Raw genomic sequence first — 18,855 nt, 5'->3', positions numbered from 1 at the left:
CCTCGGACCGGGTGTCAGCCGCGGGTGCGGCCGGCGTAGTCGTTGCCCGCGTACCAGTCGCCGCGGCCGGCCGGGAGCAGGTCCAGCAGGTTCCACACCGGCGACAGCAGGTCGATGCCGCCTTCGGTGTCGTCGAGGAAGTTGGCGGGCAGGCTGTAGAAGTGCCGTACCCGGTCCTCCTCGGCGGTGAACACGCTGACCATCGGCCGCTGCCCGCCGTCGCGGTGCTCGCCGTTCATGTCCTCGGTGAACGTCGTCCCGTGCGAGGAAAGCACCCGGAGCCCGTCCCAGCCGCGGCCCAGTGCCCAGGCGCGGACCTTCGGCAGCGGCGCCTTCGCCACCACCGCGAACGCGGCGTGCCGGGTGACGTGGTGCGCGACGCCGTGGAAGCCGTCCACCCACATCGAGCACATCGGGCAGGCCTCCGCCGCCGACGGCTCGAACATCAGGTGGTAGACGACGAGCGTGCGGTGTTCGCCGAAGAGGTCGCGCAGGCGGGTTTCCCACACCGGGGACCGCAAGCCGAAGTCGGGCGGGCCTTCGGCGAGCCGGTAGTCCGGCAGCACCAGGCCCGGCGGCAGGCGCCGGCGGGCCGCGGCCACCTCTTCGATCCGGTCGCGCAGGAGCCGTTCGGCCTTGGCGAGCTCGACGCGGGCCGCGACGTAATCGGCGTCCGCGCCGACCGGCCACATCGGCTCCATATCGCTGTCTTCGGTCGTGTCCATCGCCCGTCCGGATCCCTTCGTCAGCGGAGGTCGGCGTCGGCCACCACGAACAGTAGACCGTGCGGCCGCGCCGGGCCGGTTTCGCCGTGCGGCCAGGACTGCCGGTCGAAGGCGACGCACGACCGGTGGGTGACCTCGTCCCGGAAGGCCGGGTCCGGGCGCAGCCGCCCGTCGGGACCGACCGAGGTCATGCAGATCCGGTGGTCGCCGTCCACACCGGTCAGCGCGGCGAAGTAGTTCGACGTCGCGAGCCTGCTGATCTGCGCGGATTCGTGGTACCGGCCGTCGGCGCCGAGCCGGAAGTTGTCCATCGCGGCCCAGTGCGGCCCGCCGGTCGTGACGTCCCGGATGGGGACCGCGTTGGTGAGCCGGGGGCAGTCCCGCTCGGCGCCGCCCGCGGCGACCTCGGCGAGCGTGTCCACCCGGCACTTCGGCGCCGGGCCCGATCGCAGCAGCGCCTGGATGTCCAGGGCGAACAGCATGCCGGTCTCTCGTTCCCCCGGCGACTTCACGCCGCCGGTCAGCACGACGTGGAACAGGAACCGGTCGTCGGGGGAGACGGCCAGCCAACCGCCGCCGTCGCCGTCGGAGGTCGGGGTGTCCCGCGGGAAGAGCGAGCGGAACGCCGCCTCGTCGTCGAAGACCTCCTGCCACTGCGGGTCCTTCGCGGTGATGTCCGGGGTGTAGAAGACCGCTCCGCCGCCGGAGGTCGAGGCGAAGGCGCCGCGGTGCCCGGGCAGGTTGGTGACCGCCGGTTCCATCACCGCCCGGGGTTCGGCCGTGCTGGGGTCCGCGTCGTGGCGCGGGCCGACCGGCAGGTGCGACACCGCGACCAGGCGCGGCCGGTTGCGGTCGGCGATGTCGAAGAAGCGCACGGTGTCCCGAGCCAGGTTGGGGTCCAGCGGCGGGGTCGTCGGGGACAGCCCGATCAGGTTGCGGATCTCCGCGAAGTCGGTCGTGACGAGCCGGTCGAGGTCTTCGCGAGCCTGGATCCCGTGCGGATTGGCGCAGCTGGGCTGCGGCAGCGCCGGAACGTTCGGGCAGCGCACCGGGTCCTCGCCGTCGGCGGTGGCGGCCGGCATCTCGCTGAGCACGCGCCCGTCCGGTCCGATGTGGACGATCTCGCCGGGCGAGCCGGCGAACCCGTTGCCGGTGCGGACTTGGCCGTCGGAGTAGCGGCAGTCACCGGTGACGTCCGGGCCGCCCATGTTGGTCCCGTACGCCGTGCCGTCCTTCAGCACGGCGAAGGCGTCGGGCGCGGAACCGCACGGTGTGTCGGTGGGCCGGACGACTCCGCTGAGGCTGAGCTGGGGCAGCCGGGTCGCGTCGAACACGTACGTCGTGTCGGAGACCAGGCCGCCGGCGTAGATCTTCTGTCCCTTGTGCCACACGTACTGCATGTGGTGCGGCTCGTTGCCGGTCTGGTTGTCGATCGTGACGGTGTTGACGACCCGTCCGTAGCCGGGCGTGCCGGCGGTGGCGTCGACGACCGCGAGGAAGTCCGGCGCGTTCTCGGTCGCCGCACCCGCCCAGACGAGCAGGTACTCGTGCCGCAAGCGGTGGTACGGCGCGGAGAACGTCTCCGCGGTGAGGTGGTTGGTGATGCCGTAGGCGGTCCCGTCCGCGTCCACGAACCGGGAGCCGACGCTCACGGCCGGTGCGGCGGCCGCGGTGCCCGCGGAGCCGGCGAGCACCCCGCTCGCGACGGCGACGAGTGCGGTCCAGACCGCCGTCGCCCGGATGACCGTTGATCGCGATCGCACCTGCATCGCTTCTCCTCGCGCGTGCGGGACAAGTTACTTAGGTAATATATATCGACTGTGGAGGCTTGGGAACCCCGCTCACGATGCGGACAGAGCCCCGCTGACGGCGGTGATCGCACCGCCGGGCAGCCAGCCGCCCCGGGTGTCGTGCCCGTGGGCGGGCGCGGTGAAGTCCACATTGATCCGCGAGGCCGCGTAGATGCGGAGGGGGCCGGGAGGTCCGGTCGCCGACCACGCCGCGAACCCGGACGACGACGGCGTTTCTCCTGCGAAGCGCGCGTCGAGTGCGGAGCGGTAGGCGAAGGCTTCCGGGCCGGCCGGGGAGAAGTCGAGCGGCAGCAGCTGTCCGGCGGGGATTTCGAGCAGGGGTGGCGTGAGGAGCCACGGCGCGAGGTAGCTGCCGCGGCCGGGAAGTCGTCCCGCGGCCACGTCGCGCAGGACGGCTTCGGTGCGGGTCCAGCCGGCGACGATCACGAGCGGCCCGAGTGGCCGGGTCGGTGGGGAGACGGTGAGACCGAGTCGAGTGGCGGTGGATCGGACCAGGGCTTCGGCCGCGGCTGAGCGTGGTGAGTCGTCGGTGATCAGGGTGAGGGTGTGGTCGCCGCGGCCGGCCAGGAACCCGAGGGTGGCTCGTAATGCCGTGGCGTCGGGGGTGCGCAGGTGATCGGCTGGGCAGGTTGGGGCGCCGGGGTTGCCGGGGTCGCCGGTTCCGCTGGGCTCGCCGGGTCCGCTGGGTGCGCTGGGCTCACCGGTTCCGCCGGGGTTGCCGGGTTCGCTGGGCTCGCCGGGGTCGCCGGCGAGCAGGGTGCCCAGCCACGCGCTGGCACACTCGGCCGCGTCGGGGCCCCGCAGGTCCGGCACCGATGCCGGCTCGCCGGTGGGGACGGGCACCGATGTCCACTGCCCGTTGCGTTCCGCCCACAGCGTTCCGTGTCCGGCCGGCAGCCGCACCTCCGCCCAGCCGCCGGTCGTCCCGGGCCGGGGTGACGGGGTGACGAGGGTGTCCGGTGTGGTGCCGACGCGCGTGCCGTCGGCGGTCACGTGGACGAGACCGCGGCCGTCCCGCCCCGGGATGATGAGCACTCCGGCGTCCGCGATGGCGACCGGCAGGCCCGGCCGTTGCGGGAACGCCGCTCCGGGCACGGCCGCGGTGGCCGCCGCACCGATCGACGCGATCGCGAGACTCGCGCCGATCGTCCGGGCCAAGACCCGGTAGCGGCGGGTGCGGGGGAGGCAGACGGTGAGCCAGCCGAGCGCGGTGAGCCCGGTGAGCAGGCCTGAACGCAGGAGTTCCTTCTGCTGCAATGGATCCCGCGTCGTGAAGTAGGCGCCGGCCATCAAGGCCACGGCGGCACCGGTGGCCGCCGAGAGCGGCCAGCCAGCGAACCGGGCGATGACGGCGAGCATCCCGGGCCGCGCGCCCAGGACGAAGACGGGTACGGCCAAGGTGACCGTCGCGGCCACGGTGGCCGGTGCGGGTCCGGGGCCGGGGAGCAGGACCAGTCCGGCGGCCGCCGCGGCCACGGCGCCGGCCACCGCCAGCCGCTCGCGCCGGCTCGCCGGGGGCATGAACGGTTGCAGCAGCGCGTAACCCGCACCGGCGAGGGTGCCGGCGACCAGCAGACAGCCGAGTAGCGCCCCCCAGATGCCGGGCGCCGCCGTGCCGGCGTGGTCGTGTCCGGGGCCGAGGACGCTGGGTGCCGCTGCGCCGGTGTGGTCGTGCGCGGGGCCGAAGACGCCGGGTGCCGTCGCGCCGTCGTGGTCGTGCACGGGGGCGAAGACGTTAGGTGCTGCCGTGCCATTGTGGCCGGGGCCGGGGCCGGGGCCGGGGCCGGGGACGCTGGGTGCCGCTGCGCCGGTGTGGTCGTGTGCGGCGGCGTAGATGCTGGGTGCCGTCGCGCTGTTGTGGTCGTGCACGGGGCCGAGGACTCCGGGTGCCGCCATGTCGTCGTAGTCGTGCGCGGGCCCGAAGACGCTGGGTACCGCCGCGCCGCCGTGCCCAGGGTCAGTGGCCGGTCTCACCCGTGTTCCCGGACGAGACCCGCCGGTGTCGGGAGCGTAGGAGTCGCCAGCCACCACGGGTTGCGCCTGGCCCAGGCGATCGTCTCCGCCAGGCCCTCCCGCAACGGCGTCCGGCAACGCCAGCCCAGCAGTCCGCCGGCCTTGCGAGTGTCCGGTACCCGTCGGAGACTTTCCGGGCGCCGGTCGCCGAATCCCGTGTCCGTCTCGACCGGCTCGGGTGGTTCGGCTAGGCCGGCCAGTTCGCACACGGTCCGGATCAGCTCGCCGATCACCGTCTCGCGGCTGCTGCCGATGTTGAAGCACTGGCCGTTCGCCGCGCGGGTCGTGCCGGCCAGCACTGTCCCCTCGACCGCGTCGTCGACGAACGTGAAGCTCCGGCTCTGCGCGCCGCCGTCGTAGACGAGCGGGGCGAGCCCGCGCAGCGCGCGGTGCACCGTCTGGCTCACCACGTGCGCCGGTCGCTGGCGAGGTCCGTACACGTTGAAGTACCGGACGATCACCACCGGCAGGGCGCGGCGCCGGGCGAACGCGAACGCCATGTGCTCGGCGAGCGCCTTGCTGGAGGAATACGACCAGCGGTCGAGCGCGGTGCTGCCGAGCACCCGGTCGGCGTCCTCGCCCCAGGGCGCCTCGGGGTTCTTCCCGTACACCTCGCTGCTACTGGCGAGCACGACCTTGGCGCCCGCGGCGTCGGCGGCGCGCAGGACGTTCTTCGTGCCCGAGACGTTCACCTCGATCACCTCGAGCGGGTCGGCCAGGTAGCGGTCCACGCCCACTCGCGCGCTCAGGTGGTAGACGACGTCGACCCCGCGGGTGATCGGCCCGGCCAGCGCGGCCGCGTCGAGAACGTCCCCGCGGACGTGGCGGACCGGTCGGTCGGGGCGGAAGTCGGGCGGGGGTCCGGCGGGGTCGAAGACCGTGACGTCGCCGCCGTCGCGGACGAGCCGTTCGACCAGGTGGCTCCCGATGAAACCGTGGCCGCCCGTGACGACGATCCTGGCCATCGGCTAACTCTTCGCGTCGGGCACGGGTGACCTCCTCGGCTGCCCTCACCCTAGCATTGTAGGTATTTATTTATGAAGCTTTCGCGGTAACATCCCGACGGGGGACCGGCACCCGTGGGCCCATTCCGGCAGCTGGAGGACTTCGATGCGCGTCCTGTTCACCATCATCCCGGCGAGGGGACACCTCTACCCGATCGTCCCGCTGGCCCGGGCTCTGGAGGTCGCGGGGCACCAGGTCCGCGTCGCCAGCCACCGTGGTGTGGCGGGGTTCTGGGACATGCGCGAAATGATCACCTCCCAGGCACTGACCGCGGTCCCGCTCGGCGAGGACCTCGACGTCGCGGCGACCGAAGGACGAGTGCCCGACGACCGGCTGAACGCGGCGATCGACGAGCTGGCCGCGGCCGGGGCGGACCCGGAGCTGCTGACCACCGCGCGCGACTTCGTGCAGTCCGCCCTGTGGGCCTACTATCCCGTCACCCCAACGGGTTCGGGGCGGCTGACGGTCGACGACCTCGTCGAAGTGAGCCGGTCCTGGCGGCCGGACCTCGTGCTCTGGGACCCGCTGTTCCTCGCCGCGCCGGTCGCCGCCCGCGACTGCGGTGCCGCGCACGCCCGGTTCTTGTCGACCCGCGACTACGTGGGCTGGCTGCGCGCCGCGCTGCGGGCCGGGGACCCGGGGGCGGACGATCCGATCGCCGCGCTCATGACCCCGACGCTGCGGCGGTACGGGCAGGACTTCGGGGAGGACCTGCTCGTCGGGCAGTGGACGATCGACCCGATGGTGCCCGAGCTGCGGCTGCCCGCGGCCACCCGGACCGTCGCCGTCCGCCAGACTCCTTACGGCGGGGCCGCCGCGGTGCCGGACTGGCTGGCCGAACCCCGGAGGCGACGCCGCGTCTGCGTTTCGATGGGCGTCACGCCGCGCGAAGACTTGATCGAGCGGGCGGTGCCGCTGGCCGAGCTCTTCGAGGCCGTGGCCGAGGTCGACGCCGAAGTCGTCACGACGATGAGCGCCGAGCAGCTCGGCACGGTGGGTGCCGTGCCCGGCAACGTGCGCCCGATCGGCTACCTGCCGCTGGACCTGCTGCTGCCCGTCTGCGACGCGATCGTTCACCACGGCGGCGCGCACACGGTGGCGGCCGCGGTGGCCCACGAGGTGCCGCAGCTGGTCGACCCGCAGGAGGGACTGGACTACGCGGCGATGGGCCGGTACGTGGCCGCCGCGGGCGCGGGCCTGGTGGTGGAGCCGGGCAGTGGCGCGGACGTCGTCCGCAAACAGCTGTGCCGGGTGCTCGACGAACCGGGTTTCCGTTCCGGGGCGGCAGAACTGCACGCCCGGACCCTGCTGCTGCCGGCCCCCGCGGACATCGTTCCGCTGCTCGTGGAGCTGATCGCGGGGCACCGCCGGTGACGGTGCCCCGCGCGGTCACCGTTTGCCGCGGGACAGGTACTTCACCATTGCGGCGGGCGCGAACAGCACGATCAGCGCGCCGCAGGCGATGGCCGCCCAGGTCAGCTGACCGCTGGTGACGGTGTCGTTCATCAGGCCGCGGGTGGCCGTGCCCGCCGCGCTGATCGGGTTGACGTTGACGATCGCGCGCAGCCAGCCCGGCATGGTGTCCGGTGAGACGAACAGGTTGCTGGCGAACATCAGCGGGAACTGGATCGCCGTGCTGAGCTGCTGCAGGGACGACGGGGTCTTCACCGTCATCCCCAGCAGGACCCATGCCCAGGCCAGGCTGAACGCGAACACCTGCAGCACCAGCAGGGCGAGCAGGACCCCGAGGAACCCGCCCGCCGGCCGGAAGCCGATGAGCAGCCCGAAGGCGACCACGACGACCGAGCTCAGCAGGTAGCGCACCGCGTCCCCGAAGAGCGCGCCCACCAGTGCCGACGGCTGCCAGATGGGCAGGGTGCGGAACCGGTCGAAGATGCCCTTGCCGACCTCGGTGTTGAGCGCGATCCCGACCTGCGGGGTCATCATCACGACCGTCATCACGACGACCCCGGGCAGCACGTACTGGAGGTAGTCGCCGGTCGAGCCGGCGATCGCGCCCCCGAAGAGGTAGGTGAACAGCAGCGTGAACATGATCGGGAACAGGGCCAGGATGACCAGGTCCTGCGGGGCGTGACCGATCCGGAGCAGGGCGCGTTTGCCGAACGTGATCGACGCCGACAGGGCGCCGGGCCGATCCGGCCGCTGCGCGGAGAACAAGGCCCGGCCGAGGGTTTCGTCGTTGGTGGCGATGTCGGAGTGGGTCTCGGAGACGGTCATGCCACGTCCTCCTTGGTGCCGGTGTCGCCGGCGGTCGTGTGGCCGGTCAGGGCGAGGAACACCTCGTCGAGGCTGGGTGGGCCGAACGTGAGTTCCGTGACCGCGATGTCCCGCCGGGACAGCTCCGCCAGTGCGTCGGTGACGCGGCCGGGCGCGGAGGTGCGGCCGCTGAGGGTGCTGGTGCCGTTGTCGGCCGCGTCGACCGCGGTGCCGTCGACGTGGTCGCCGAGGACCTGCTGCGCTTCGCTCACGCGGCCCGCGTCGGCCACGGTGAGCCGGATGGTGGCCGTCCCGGTGGCGGCCTTGAGCTCCGCCGGCGTGCCCTCGGCGATCACCTTGCCGGCGTCGATCACGGCGACCCGGTCGCTGAGCCGGTCGGCCTCGTCGAGGTACTGGGTGGTGAGCAGGACCGTGGTGCCGCCGTTCACCAGCGTCCGGATGATCCGCCAGACCTGGTGCCTGCTCTGCGGGTCGAGCCCGGTCGTCGGTTCGTCGAGGAACAGCAGGTCCGGGGTGAGCACCAGGCTGGCGGCGACGTCGATCCGGCGCTGCATGCCGCCGGAGTAGGTACCGACGAGGCGCCCCGCGGCCTCCGTCAGGTCGAAGGCCGCCAGCAGCTCTTCGGCGCGGGTCTTGGCGGCCTGGCCGCGGAAACCGAGCAGCCGGGCCACCACGACGAGGTTCTCCAGCCCGGTCAGCTGGTCGTCCACCGCCGCGAACTGGCCGGTCAGGCTGACCCGGTCGCGCACCGCGGCGGACTCGTGCACGACGTCGTGGCCGAACACCTTCGCCGTGCCGGCGTCGGGGTGGAGCAGGGTGGCGAGGATCCGGGTGGTGGTGGTCTTCCCCGCTCCGTTGGGCCCCAGCACGCCGTACACCGTGCCGGGGGGCACGGCGAGGTCGATGCCGTCGACCGCCGTGACCTTCCCGAAGTGCTTGACCAGACCGGACGCCTCGATGGCGAGGGAGTGCTCGGTCACTGCTGTCCTCCTGCGGTGAGGGACGGGACCCGTGCTGCTTCCCGGCGATCGGTGTCGGTTTCCCGACTTGTACATACCCAACTGGTAATATAACCCATCGGGTATCAAGTCGGTCAATACCGGGAGGTGCGGGTGAGTAGGGCCTTCGGAGTCCTGGCGGACCCCACGCGGCGGCGGATCCTCGCCCTCCTCCTCGACCGGCCCCGGTCCGTCGGCGAGCTCGTCGGGCTCCTGCCGCTCAGCCAGCCGACGATCTCGAAACACTTGCGAGTGTTGCGGGAAGCCGGCTTCGTGACGGTGCGGCAGGACGCCCAGCGCCGGTTCTACGAACTGTGCCCGGAGCCGCTGCGCCGGATCGACGAATGGCTCAGTGACTACCGGAAGTTCTGGTCGGACCGGCTAGACGTCATGGAACGGCACCTCGGCGGGGCCGAGCCGGTCGAGCAGCAGCTCGAACAGCAGGCAGTCGACGTACTGCCCGCCGATCTCGACTAGCTCCGGCAGGTGCGCGACCTGCCGGAAGCCGAACTGCTTGGCGAGTGCGATGCTGGCCTCGTTGGTCGCCCAGACCCGGTTGACCAGCGCGTGCAACCCGCGTTCTCGCGCTTCGCCGATCATGTGCCGCCGAAGCGCCGTGCCGACACCGCGGTGCCGCTGCTCCCGGCGCACGTAGGTCGAGAAGGTGGCCGTGCGGTGGAAGCACGGTTTCGCGTCGTACGGTGCCAGCAGTACCCAGCCGGCCACCACGCCCTCGAGGTCCGCCACCCAGACGCCGTGCCGGTGCCGGTGCCGCTCCAGCCAGTCCGCCCGGTCCGCCGGGGCGACGTCGCTGAGGTCGCAGGTCGCCGTCCCCTCGCGCACGGCCTGGTTGTAGATCTCGGTGATCGCGGGGACGTCACCGGTTCCCGCGCCCCGGATCCGGCCGGTGAACCCGGCGGTCACCGGAAGGCCGTGACGACGTCCGTGCCGACCCGCCGCCCGGGCAGCCGGCGCACGGTCGCGTCCACGAACCCGGCCTGGGCGAGCGCCCGCAGCTGGTCGACGGTCGAGTAGGCCGGCCCGGCGGTGGTCTCCAGCTCCATCGCCAGGCGCAGCAGCGCCGACCCCGGCTCGTCGCCGGGTTCGTGCAGCGGCGCGACCAGCACGACGAGCCCGCCGGGGGTGAGGGCGCGGTGGATCTTGCGCAGCAGCGCGGCCGCGGCGTCGGGGGCCCAGCTGTGCAGGACGCTGGCCACGAGCGCGCCGTCGTGCCCGCCCGGCAGCTCGTCGACCAGGAAGTCGCCGGTGGCCACCGTGATCCGGTCGGTCAGCCCGGCCTCGGCGATCCGGGCGCCGGCGAGGTCGCCCACCCAGGGCATCTCGTAGACGGTCGCGTGCAGGTGCGGGTGGTCGGTGCAGAGGGCGATCGTGTACGGGGCGCTGCCGCCGGCGACGTCGAGCAGCCGCCGCACCCCGCCGAAGTCCACGACCCGGCCGAGCGCGTGCCCGGCTTCCTCCGAGACCGGGCGGACGGCGGGCCAGAACGTGCGCACGAGCGCGGCGGCGGGGTCGTCCCACGCGGACGCGGCGCCCGCCGCCGGAGTGTGGGACCAGGACTCGTCGCTCCGCAGCAGTTCCGTCAGCCGGTGCCACGGCAGGTGGTTCGGCCGGCTCAGCAGCGAACCGAAGTTCCCGAAGTAGCAGGACGGGCCGGGCAGCAGGAACCCGGCGGCCGCCGGGCTGTCGCGGTAGCGCCCGTCGTCGTCGCGGACGAGCAGGCCGAGGTCCGCGCAGGCGTCGAGGAACAACCGCCCGCGCAACGGCGCCAGCCCGGTCTTCTCCAGCACCTCGGACGCCGTCCGCGGCACGGAAAGCGTGGTGAACAGGTCGAGCTCGATCGCCGCCGCGAGGACGTTCGCCGCGAAGAACCCCGAAGCGATCGAAACCAGCGGTGTCACGTCCGGCGCCGGAGCCCGGTCCTCGGTGGTCACGGTGCAGGTTCCCCTTCCCCCGGGTGCCCGGGTCAGCCGCAGTTCCCCGGTGGCGCCGTGGAAACCGCCCCGGCCGCCGCGTTGGCCAGGACGACCTCGGCGGGCATGCCCATGTAGTGGACGATCACTTCGTGGTTGGTCGAGTTGACCGCGTTCTCCGCGTCCACGCGGTAGTAGAGGTCGACGGTGACCGGGGACGGGCGCAGGTCCGGTTCGTGGCCGGCCCGGAGGTCGTCGAAGATCGCCGGGACGTCGAAGACCCACGAGACGCCGGGGCGCACGTAGTACGACTCGTCGCGCACGGTCGTGGTCTCCAGCGTCTGCCGGTCCGCCGGGTCCGCTTCGTCGCCCTTGACGCAGATGGGCTGGGTGAGCAGGTCGTAGCGGAACATCTCGTCCAGCACCGGGGTGACCGCGGCGGGCAGCCCCGGCCGGACGGCTTCGGCCCACCACCGCCGGAGCAGTCCTTTGGCCGCCGGGTTCGTGTAGAAGAAGCGGACGCCGTCGCCGAACTGGTCCGCGCCGAACACCGCGCCGGCGGTGATCGCCTGCAGTGGTTCCGCGCCGGGGTCGTCGACCGCCTCGAACCAGGCGTCCAGGCTGCGCAGCACCGTCGACTGCGGCATCCCGCCGAGCACGCGCAGGCCCGCCCAGATGTGCCGGAACACGGCCATCTCGGCGACCACCCTGGCCCAGAACAGGAACCGGTGCATCCGCCGGTTCTCCGCGATGGTGACGGTGTTGTTCGACAGCACGTACTGGAAGTCGTCGGTGTCGCCCCGGACCGAGACGATGCCGAAGTCCGCCTTCCGGTCGGTGTAGGCGGTGTTCGGCAGCATCAACATGGGGTAGACCGCGATCCGGGACACCTTGGCCGCCAGCCGGTCGTAACCGTCCATGAAGGACTGCGGGGTTTCGCCGGGCGCGCCCCAGATGAGTTCCGCGTAGCAGTCGATGCCCTGCTCGCTCAACCAGGCGAAGAGGTCCTCCCACTCGTTGACCTTCATGTTGCGCCGGTTCATCAGGTCCAGCGCGTCCTCGTCGAGGGTCTGCAACGAGAGGGTGAAGGAGCTCTGCATGCCGGCGTTCTTCATCTTGGTGACGATTTCGTAGAACACCTTCGACTTGTTCTTCGCCCAGGACGTCTCGAGCGCGCGCGGGAACCCGTAGCGGTCGCGCAGGTCGATCATGTCGTCGACGAACTCGACGTCGCTGCGGAGCATGCCGAAGTTGGCGTCGCAGAGGACGATCGTGTGCACCCGGTGCTTGGCGAACAACTCGAGCTCCGCGCGCAGCCGCTCGCGCGAGAACGCGCGCACCCGCTGGCCGGTCGCGCCGCCCCAGAAGCAGAACGCGCACTTGTACGGGCAGCCCCGGTTGGTCTCCATCAGGGCGACGTCGTAGCGGAAGCGGCCGTCGCCGTCGGTGAGCTCCATGGCCCCGCTGAGGAACGGTGAGGAGATCTCGTCGAGGTCCTGGACCCGCTCCCGGGCGTCGTTCGTCACCGCGGCGCCCGTGGTGTCCCGATAGGACAGTCCGGTGATCGCCCCGAGGTCGCGCGGGCCGGTGCCGTCGAGGTAGGCGCGCAGGAGGTCGCGGAAGATGAACTCGCCTTCGCCGTCGACCACGACGTCGACCTCCGGCCACAGCCGGAAGACCCGCTCGGCCTGGTGGGCGACGTGGGTGCCGCCGAAGACCACCCAGCCGCCGGGCTTCAGCTGCTTGAAGGTCTCCGCGAGGAGGCCGAAAGTGCGGTGGTTCCACCCCAGCACGGAGAACGCGAGCACGTCCGGCAGGTCCCCGCCGAACAGCTCGTGGGCCATCGTCGACGCCGTGGCGCCGCCCTTGAAGTTCAGGATCCGGATGTCGGCCCGGGGCCGGATGGTGTCGTCGGCGAGCGCGGTCGCCTTGAGGTACCCCGACGCGAGCGGCATCGACTCCAGCGGGGTCTCCCAGATTCCCTGCTGGACGAGGAAGACGCTGGCCTTCGCGGTGTTCGTCATGACGGGCTCCTAGCGGGCTTGGTCGGCGGTGAGCACCCGGGAGTCGGCGAGCACGTGGTGGTAGCGCTCGACGCACTCGCGGACGTGCGGGCGCATCGACGACGGGAAGTCGGCGACAGCGGGGACGTCCTCGTCCGGGGGTTCGAACCCGGTGCTCGCGAGCACCCGCCGGTACCAGCTCCGCTGGCGGTCGCCGAGCTGACCGAGGGGGAGCTCGGCGACGCTCGGCCAGCCGAGCATCGCGGGGGTGAACTCCAGGCCGAGCCGGTCGCACAGCGCGGGCAGCAGCTCGGCCGGCCGGGCCCGCAGCCGGGTGAACTCGACGATGACGCACGGGACGCCCGTCCGCTCGGCGAGGGCGAGCTGGCTCGTCAGGTCGGCCCACCCGGACTCCTCGGCGGGGAACTCGGCGGGTTCGCCCGAGCCGGCCCGCCGGCGCATCCGCGACCGGATCGCCAGCCGCGGGTCCCGGACGGTGACCACGACCGGGAGCGTCGCCGCGGTGAGCAGCTCGGCGGCCAGCGGCCCGGTCTGGAACGTCATCTCCTTGACCACGACCCCGGTCCCGGCACCGCCGAGCCCGGTCGCGCCGTCGACGGCCCGGCCGACGGACTCCCGGTCCTCGCCGCCGTGGTAGATCCGGTCGTAGGGCTCGTGGACGTACCAGCCGAACGCCGGGTGCCGCCAGAACGCCCGGGCCGTCGCGGTCGAGCCGCAGCGGGGCGGGGACAGGATGACCAGCACGGGTTCGTGGCCGCGCCCGCCCAGCCGATCGGCGAGCCGGCCGGCCCGGGGGACGAGCGGGAGCGCCATCACGGCAGGCCCTTGGTGAAGGAGTACCAGCGCCAGACCCCGAGGCCGAACTGCCGCCGGACGGCGAACCCGCGGCGGCGCGCGTGCTCCAGCAGCACGGCGGGTTCGGCGGGGTAGCTCGGCGGGCGGCGCAGGGCGAACCGGAGGTTCACGATCGCCTCGTCCGCGGTCCCGGTCACCGAGCGCACGTAACCGACGCAGAACGTCCCCCCGGGCCGCAGCACCCGGGCGACAGTGTCCCACAGCGGCCCGGCGTCACGCAGGAAGTGGTAGGCGCCCATCATCACGGCGCCGTCGAAGAAACCGTCGCGCAGGAACTCCTGCGGTCGCTCGAGATCGCCGCGCACGACCTGGACGCGGTCGTCGCCCGCGGTGCGCTCCATCGCGCTTCGCACGTAGTCGTCGGTCAGCTCGACGCCGAACAGCGTCGCGTCCGTGCCGGGGAGCCGTTCGGCCAGCTCGGCGAGGCCGTGCCCCGGCCCGCAGGCCAGGTCCAGCAGCCGGGTGCCGGCGGCCAGCAGCTCGCGCACGCCCTGGAGCCGGCAGTACCGGTAGAACGGGATGACGAACATCTCGTCCAGCTTCGGCTGGTGGCCCGCGGTGAAGTCGACCGCGATCGGGTTCCCGGTGACCGTGAGCGCGGCGAGGATGCCCGCGTAGCTCTGGCCGTGTTCCAGCTCCTCCACCGACCGCTTGCCGGTGGCGAGCCGGATCAGCCCGGTGTCGAGCTCCCGCGGCGCCGGCGGGTTCGCGGCCGCGGCGTACCGCGGCGGCGTGCCGGGGACGCGGCGGACGGCTCCGTGCTCGGCCAGCGCGTCGAGCAGGCAGCCGGCGGCGGCCAGCTTCTCCGGTACGACACCCATGCGCTCGCCGAACTCGGCGAGCGTCGCGGGCGTGCGCACCAGGTCGAGCACGCCGTGCGCGAGGCAGTCGCGGTAGACGATTTCGTAGCAGGCGCGGCGGTATTCGAGGTAGGCCGCCTCCATCCGGGCGGGTGGGACGTCGGTGAGTTCACCGGGGTCGGTCAGCTGATGGGCCGTCATGCGGCACCCTCCGGTTTCGACGGGGCGGCGAGGATCTCGATCAGGCGGGCCGCAGTGTGCACACCGCGCCGGAACAGCGACAGCTTCATGGATTCGTTGGGGCCGTGGTGGTTCTCGTCCGCCGGGGCGAAGGGCAGCATGATCGATGGGAGCCCCAGGACGGTGGTGAAGACGTGGTCGGGGGTCGTCCCGGCGAGGCTCGGCACCCGGGCGGGGGCACGGCCGAAGCCTTCGGTGACGGCTTGTTCGACGAGGTCGGCGTACGGGTGGTCGATCGGGGTGCGCGAGGGCGGCTGCCCGAACAGCAGGTCGACGCCGATGCCGGGAAAGCCTTCCGCGGCAAAGGCTTTGAGTGCGGCGTACGCCTCTTCCGGGTCCTGGGCCCAGACCAGGCGGAGGTCGCCGGTCGCGGTGGCGGTGGCCGGGATGAGCCCGCCGGGCCCGCCGGCGGTGATGCTCGAAACGGTGAGGCTCGGTTTCCGCAGCAGGCGGTCGTGGTACGGCTCGCCGAACCGCAGCGGCAAGGGGTCGACGCCGGTGTTCGCGCGGACCTCGCTGAGGTCCAGCTCCAGCTCCAGTTCGTCGAGGGCCGCGCGTTCCCGGGCGCTCGCCGCCGGGATGCGGTCTTCGAAGCCCGGGATGCGCAGATCGCCGTTGGGTGCCACCAAAGCGGCGAAGAACCGGCTCAGCTCCAGCACCGGATTCGGCACCACCCCGCCGAAGTTGCCAGAATGCAGGGGGCGGTCCGCGCCGGTGCTGGTGAACCGCAGGGCGAGCCCGCCCCGGGCGCCGAAGAGCAGCGCGGGCCGGTCGCCGGGGAGCATCGGCCCGTCAGAGTACACGCAGAGGTCGGCCGCCAGCTCGTCGCGGTGCGCGCGGGCGAACTCCGGCAGGTGCCCGCTGCCGTTCTCCTCCTCGCCCTCCAGCAGGACCTTCACCTGGATCGGCAGGCCGCCGCCCTCTTCGTGCCACCAGCGCAGAGCGTTCAGGTGCGCGAGGAACTGGCCCTTGTTGTCCCCGGTGCCGCGGCCGTACATCCGGTCGCCGGTCACGACCGGCTCGAACGGATCGGTCCGCCAGTCCGCCTGGCCCGCGACCGGGAAGACGTCGTAGTGGCCGTAGGTGAGCAGGGTGAACGGCGCGTCCCGCGGGCCCCCTCGGGCCAGCACGACCGGGTGCCCGGCGGTCTCGTGCACCCGGGTCTCCAGGCCGGCCTGCTCGCACTTCGCCGCGGCCCGGGCGGCCATCCGCCCGAGCGCGGGACCGCCTTCCGCCGCGATGGCCGGGATCCGGACGAACTCGGCCAGCTCGGCGACCATCCCGGCCAGTTCGCGGTCGAGGTAGGCGGCGATCCGGGGCCCGGCCGTCGTCATGATCAGCGGTCTCCCGGCCAGATGCCGGGGCAGGTCGCCACCGCGGGACGCCGGAGGGTGACCAGGAAGTCGTCGATCGCCGCCCGGGCGCACGGGCTTTCGCGGTAGGCGAGCGTCCCGGGCCCGAGGTAAACGAGGTGGCTGGACCCGGGGATCTGCGCGGCGACCGAGTCCGCCCACTGGGCCGGCTGCCCCGGCGCCTGGAACGCGTTGACGACCAGGACCGGCAGCGGTTTCGTGATGGCCAGGCGGTGCTGCGGGTTCCCGGTGCCGAACGGCCAGCCGAGGCAGCCGAGCACGTTGAGCCACTGGTTGAGGTTGACGCGGGTGTTCGGCGCGATGGCGCTCTGCGCCGCGACGATCCGGGTGAGCTCGGCGTAGTCGGCGACCGGCAGCTTCCAGTCCTGGCAGAAGCTGCCGTAGGAGAAGCCGCGCCGGAACCCCGCGGGCGCGACCGAGCCCTGCAGGCTCATGTCGTGGACGTCGCGGTAGTACTCGGCGAGGTCGTGGAAGTAGACGTCCGGGTAGTCGGCCGAACCGCCGATGCGGGCCGAGAGGTCGGCCGGGGTGATCGTGCCGAGCAACCCCTGCTCGGCTTTGGCGCGCAGGTCGCCGTAGAGCGCGCGGACGTCGGTGCCGTGCAGCGCGCAGTCGGGGGCCCGGCCGCACCAGTCCGCGAAGCCCTCGAAGCTCGCTTCCACCGACCAGGCCTTCGTGGTCAGGTAGTCCATGGCGGTGGTGACGCTGTGGTCGAGGTTTCCGTCGAGCACCAGCGCGCGGACCCGGTCGGGGAACTGCTCGGCGTACATCTGGCCGACGATCTCGTTCTCCCAGGTGTGCATCAGGCTGATCTGCCGCTCGCCGAGCGCGTCCCTGATGGCGTCGACGTCCCGGGCTTCGTCCGCGCTGTTGTCGTGGAGGAAGGCGGGCCCGACGACCTTCGCGCAGGCCAGGTACCAGTCCCGCATCCCCGCGACCACCCGGTCGAACTGGGCCTGGTCGCTGGGGAACAGCGGCGTGTCGGGGTAGGCGACCCGGCAGATCCGGGCCGGCCGCGCCGAGTAGGTGATGATGTCGAAGCGGTCCAGCAGGGCGGCCGAAGTGTTCGTCAGCGCTTGGGTGCCGGCCAGGACCAGCACGCCGATCCGGTCGGCGGGCGAGGCCGCGCGGTGCCGGGTCAGGTCGAGGGTGACCGCCGGGCCGCCGGGTACCTGCCAGTCGACCGGGACGGACAGCTCGGCGCAGTCCTTGGTCGCGGCGGGGGTGCAGGGCTCCCAGGCGAGCCTCGAGGGGGGCTGTGCGGCGGCCGCGGTCAGGCCCGCCCCGCACACGACGGCGGCGCACGAGACGGCGATCAGGCTGCGGATACGCATGTCGTCTCCTCCTGGCTCACGGCCAGATCGCCGGGCAGGTGGTCCGGGCGGGTGCGGTTCGCATGACGAGGAAGTCCTCGACGGCTTGCCGCGCGCACGGACTGCTCAGGTAGGCGCTGCTGCCCGGACCTTCGTAGGACAGGGTCTTGGCGCCGCGGAGCTGGCGGGCGAGCGACGGCCCCCAGTCCACGGGCTGGAGCGGGTTGAAGGCGCTGGTGACCACCAGGACCGGGACCGGCCGGGTGACCGACAGCCGGTGCGGCGGGTTGGTGACCGGCCCCGGCCAGCCGACGCAGCCGAGCACGGTGCCCCACAGCAGTCCGCTCATGCGCAGCAGCGGAGCAGTGCGGGTCAGCGTCTCCCGGAGCCGGAGCAGGTCCGCATAGGACGAGATGCCGAAGTTCCAGTCCTCGCAGGCTGCCGGGGACGGGCCGGTGAACGGCGCGGCCGGCCGGGCGGCCGCCGGCGCGACCGGTCCCGCCACGGGCGCTACCGGTTTTGCCGCGGCGGCGCGCACTTCGGGCACCGCGGGGCGGCTCTGCTGGTCGCGGTTGTAGATGTCGCGCAGGTGCCAGCCGAAGTCCAGCCAGCCGTAGCGGGGGAAGAGGAGGAAGTACTCCGTCGCGCTGCTGAGGCTCGGCAGGTCGATCGGGTAGCCGCGGAGGTCGAAGAAGGCGTCCTGCTCGGTCTTGGCGCGGAGGTCGTCGTAGAAGGCCCGGAGGTCGTGGCCGTACATCGGGCAGATCGGGGTGCGGGCGCACCAGTCCGCGAAAGCCCCGTAGGCGCGTTCGGCCGCGCCGGCGAACGCGCTCAGGTAGCCGGCGGCACTGTCGACGCTGTGGTCGGCGTTGCCGTCGAGCACCATCGCCCGCACCCGGGCCGGGAACCGTTCGGCGTAGAGCTCGCCGACGATGTCGCCGCCGGTGGTGCTGAGGAAGCTGATCTGCGGTTCCCGCAACGCCGCCCGGATGGTGTCGACGTCGTCGGCCTCGCTGGCGCTGTCGAGACGCCGCCACAGCGGGCCGTAGGCGTCGGCGCAGCGGGTGAACGCGGTCCGGTTCGCCGTGCGCAGCTGGGCGAAGTCCGCTTCGCTTTGCGGGAAGTAGGTGACGTCCGTGGGTTTCGCGCAGCCGGGGGCGGACCGCGGCGCCGCGTCGAGGCTGCGTTCGGTGTAGCCGACGACGTCGAACCGGGCCCGCAGCGCCGGCGACACCAGCTGGACCGGCTGGGCGGGCGGCGAGATCAGCACGCCGAGCCGGGTGCCGAGGCCGGTGGCGCGGGCCCGGGTGAGCTGCAGCGTGGTGCTGCCGGCCTTCGGGCGGGCGTGGTCGACCGGTACCCGCAGCGTGGCACAGTCCACTGTGGAGTCCGCGGCGCAGGCCGTCCAGCGAAGGTCGGGCTGGTCGAGGGGACTGGCGTCGGCCGGGACGGTGGACGCGGTGAGCATGAGCGAGAAAGCGGTGATGAAGGAGATCGAGCCCTGCTTCACCGGGACCTCCGATCGTCAG

The 18,855-nt window shown here is 72.6% G+C and carries 16 protein-coding genes; 2 read left to right on the top strand and 14 right to left on the bottom strand.

What is annotated here, in order from left to right:
- Positions 1-14: 14 nt before the first annotated feature.
- The 4 genes from ACZ7PG_RS30050 to ACZ7PG_RS30035 all read right to left on the bottom strand — a co-directional run bounded on the left by ACZ7PG_RS30050 (position 15) and on the right by ACZ7PG_RS30035 (position 5,514).
- Entirely contained in the window at positions 15-725 is a 711-nt protein-coding gene (locus tag ACZ7PG_RS30050) for a DUF899 family protein (protein WP_470242482.1), read from the bottom strand.
- Between the two features lie 20 nt (positions 726-745).
- On the bottom strand, positions 746-2,494 hold the full coding sequence (locus ACZ7PG_RS30045) for a hypothetical protein (RefSeq protein WP_470242481.1): 1,749 nt from the start codon (positions 2,492-2,494) through the stop codon (positions 746-748).
- A 72-nt stretch (positions 2,495-2,566) separates the two neighbouring features.
- The gene (locus ACZ7PG_RS30040; protein WP_470242480.1) at positions 2,567-4,510 is read right to left on the bottom strand and encodes a DUF6239 family natural product biosynthesis protein; all 1,944 of its coding nucleotides are present in this window, start codon (positions 4,508-4,510) and stop codon (positions 2,567-2,569) included.
- Positions 4,507-5,514, bottom strand: a complete 1,008-nt coding sequence (locus ACZ7PG_RS30035) for an NAD-dependent epimerase/dehydratase family protein (RefSeq protein ID WP_470242479.1) — start codon at positions 5,512-5,514, stop codon at positions 4,507-4,509. The genes ACZ7PG_RS30040 and ACZ7PG_RS30035 overlap by 4 nt, the downstream gene beginning before the upstream one ends.
- A 145-nt stretch (positions 5,515-5,659) precedes the next feature.
- Between ACZ7PG_RS30035 and ACZ7PG_RS30030 the strand changes: the two genes are divergently transcribed.
- Positions 5,660-6,928, top strand: a complete 1,269-nt coding sequence (locus tag ACZ7PG_RS30030) for a nucleotide disphospho-sugar-binding domain-containing protein (protein WP_470242478.1) — start codon at positions 5,660-5,662, stop codon at positions 6,926-6,928.
- Positions 6,929-6,943: 15 nt separating this feature from the next.
- Here ACZ7PG_RS30030 and ACZ7PG_RS30025 read toward each other — a convergent pair whose 3' ends face one another.
- Complete coding sequence (locus ACZ7PG_RS30025; protein ID WP_470242477.1) at positions 6,944-7,792, bottom strand: ABC transporter permease; 849 nt, start codon at positions 7,790-7,792, stop codon at positions 6,944-6,946.
- The gene (locus ACZ7PG_RS30020) at positions 7,789-8,772 is read right to left on the bottom strand and encodes an ATP-binding cassette domain-containing protein (protein WP_470242476.1); all 984 of its coding nucleotides are present in this window, start codon (positions 8,770-8,772) and stop codon (positions 7,789-7,791) included. The genes ACZ7PG_RS30025 and ACZ7PG_RS30020 overlap by 4 nt, the downstream gene beginning before the upstream one ends.
- 132 nt (positions 8,773-8,904) lie before the next feature.
- Here ACZ7PG_RS30020 and ACZ7PG_RS30015 point away from each other — a divergent pair, with 132 nt between their 5' ends.
- Positions 8,905-9,267, top strand: coding sequence for an ArsR/SmtB family transcription factor (locus tag ACZ7PG_RS30015; RefSeq protein ID WP_470242475.1), 363 nt, complete (start codon positions 8,905-8,907; stop codon positions 9,265-9,267).
- Here ACZ7PG_RS30015 and ACZ7PG_RS30010 read toward each other — a convergent pair.
- Genes ACZ7PG_RS30010 through ACZ7PG_RS29975 form a run of 8 tightly spaced genes read right to left on the bottom strand, consistent with a single transcriptional unit; the run spans position 9,172 to position 18,836 of the window.
- The gene (locus ACZ7PG_RS30010; RefSeq protein WP_470242474.1) at positions 9,172-9,714 is read right to left on the bottom strand and encodes a GNAT family N-acetyltransferase; all 543 of its coding nucleotides are present in this window, start codon (positions 9,712-9,714) and stop codon (positions 9,172-9,174) included. The genes ACZ7PG_RS30015 and ACZ7PG_RS30010 overlap by 96 nt on opposite strands.
- Complete coding sequence (locus ACZ7PG_RS30005) at positions 9,711-10,742, bottom strand: methyltransferase (protein WP_470242473.1); 1,032 nt, start codon at positions 10,740-10,742, stop codon at positions 9,711-9,713. The genes ACZ7PG_RS30010 and ACZ7PG_RS30005 overlap by 4 nt, the downstream gene beginning before the upstream one ends.
- A 32-nt stretch (positions 10,743-10,774) precedes the next feature.
- Positions 10,775-12,745, bottom strand: coding sequence for a KedN5 family methylcobalamin-dependent radical SAM C-methyltransferase (locus ACZ7PG_RS30000; RefSeq protein ID WP_470242472.1), 1,971 nt, complete (start codon positions 12,743-12,745; stop codon positions 10,775-10,777).
- Positions 12,746-12,754: 9 nt separating this feature from the next.
- Positions 12,755-13,558, bottom strand: coding sequence for a sulfotransferase-like domain-containing protein (locus ACZ7PG_RS29995; protein WP_470242471.1), 804 nt, complete (start codon positions 13,556-13,558; stop codon positions 12,755-12,757).
- On the bottom strand, positions 13,558-14,601 hold the full coding sequence (locus tag ACZ7PG_RS29990; RefSeq protein ID WP_470242470.1) for a class I SAM-dependent methyltransferase: 1,044 nt from the start codon (positions 14,599-14,601) through the stop codon (positions 13,558-13,560). Before ACZ7PG_RS29990 ends, ACZ7PG_RS29995 begins: the two co-directional genes overlap by 1 nt.
- Positions 14,598-15,974, bottom strand: coding sequence for a M20/M25/M40 family metallo-hydrolase (locus tag ACZ7PG_RS29985; protein WP_470242469.1), 1,377 nt, complete (start codon positions 15,972-15,974; stop codon positions 14,598-14,600). The genes ACZ7PG_RS29990 and ACZ7PG_RS29985 overlap by 4 nt, the downstream gene beginning before the upstream one ends.
- A 2-nt stretch (positions 15,975-15,976) precedes the next feature.
- On the bottom strand, positions 15,977-17,347 hold the full coding sequence (locus ACZ7PG_RS29980; protein ID WP_470242468.1) for an alpha/beta hydrolase: 1,371 nt from the start codon (positions 17,345-17,347) through the stop codon (positions 15,977-15,979).
- 16 nt (positions 17,348-17,363) lie between these two features.
- Positions 17,364-18,836 carry an alpha/beta hydrolase gene (locus ACZ7PG_RS29975; protein WP_470242467.1) on the bottom strand — a complete coding sequence of 491 codons (1,473 nt, stop codon included), beginning with the start codon at positions 18,834-18,836 and terminating at the stop codon, positions 17,364-17,366.
- Between the last annotated feature and the right edge of the window lie 19 nt (positions 18,837-18,855).

Source organism: Amycolatopsis sp. NPDC114504 (assembly GCF_055633595.1).
This window is presented reverse-complemented; position numbering and strand designations above follow the sequence as displayed.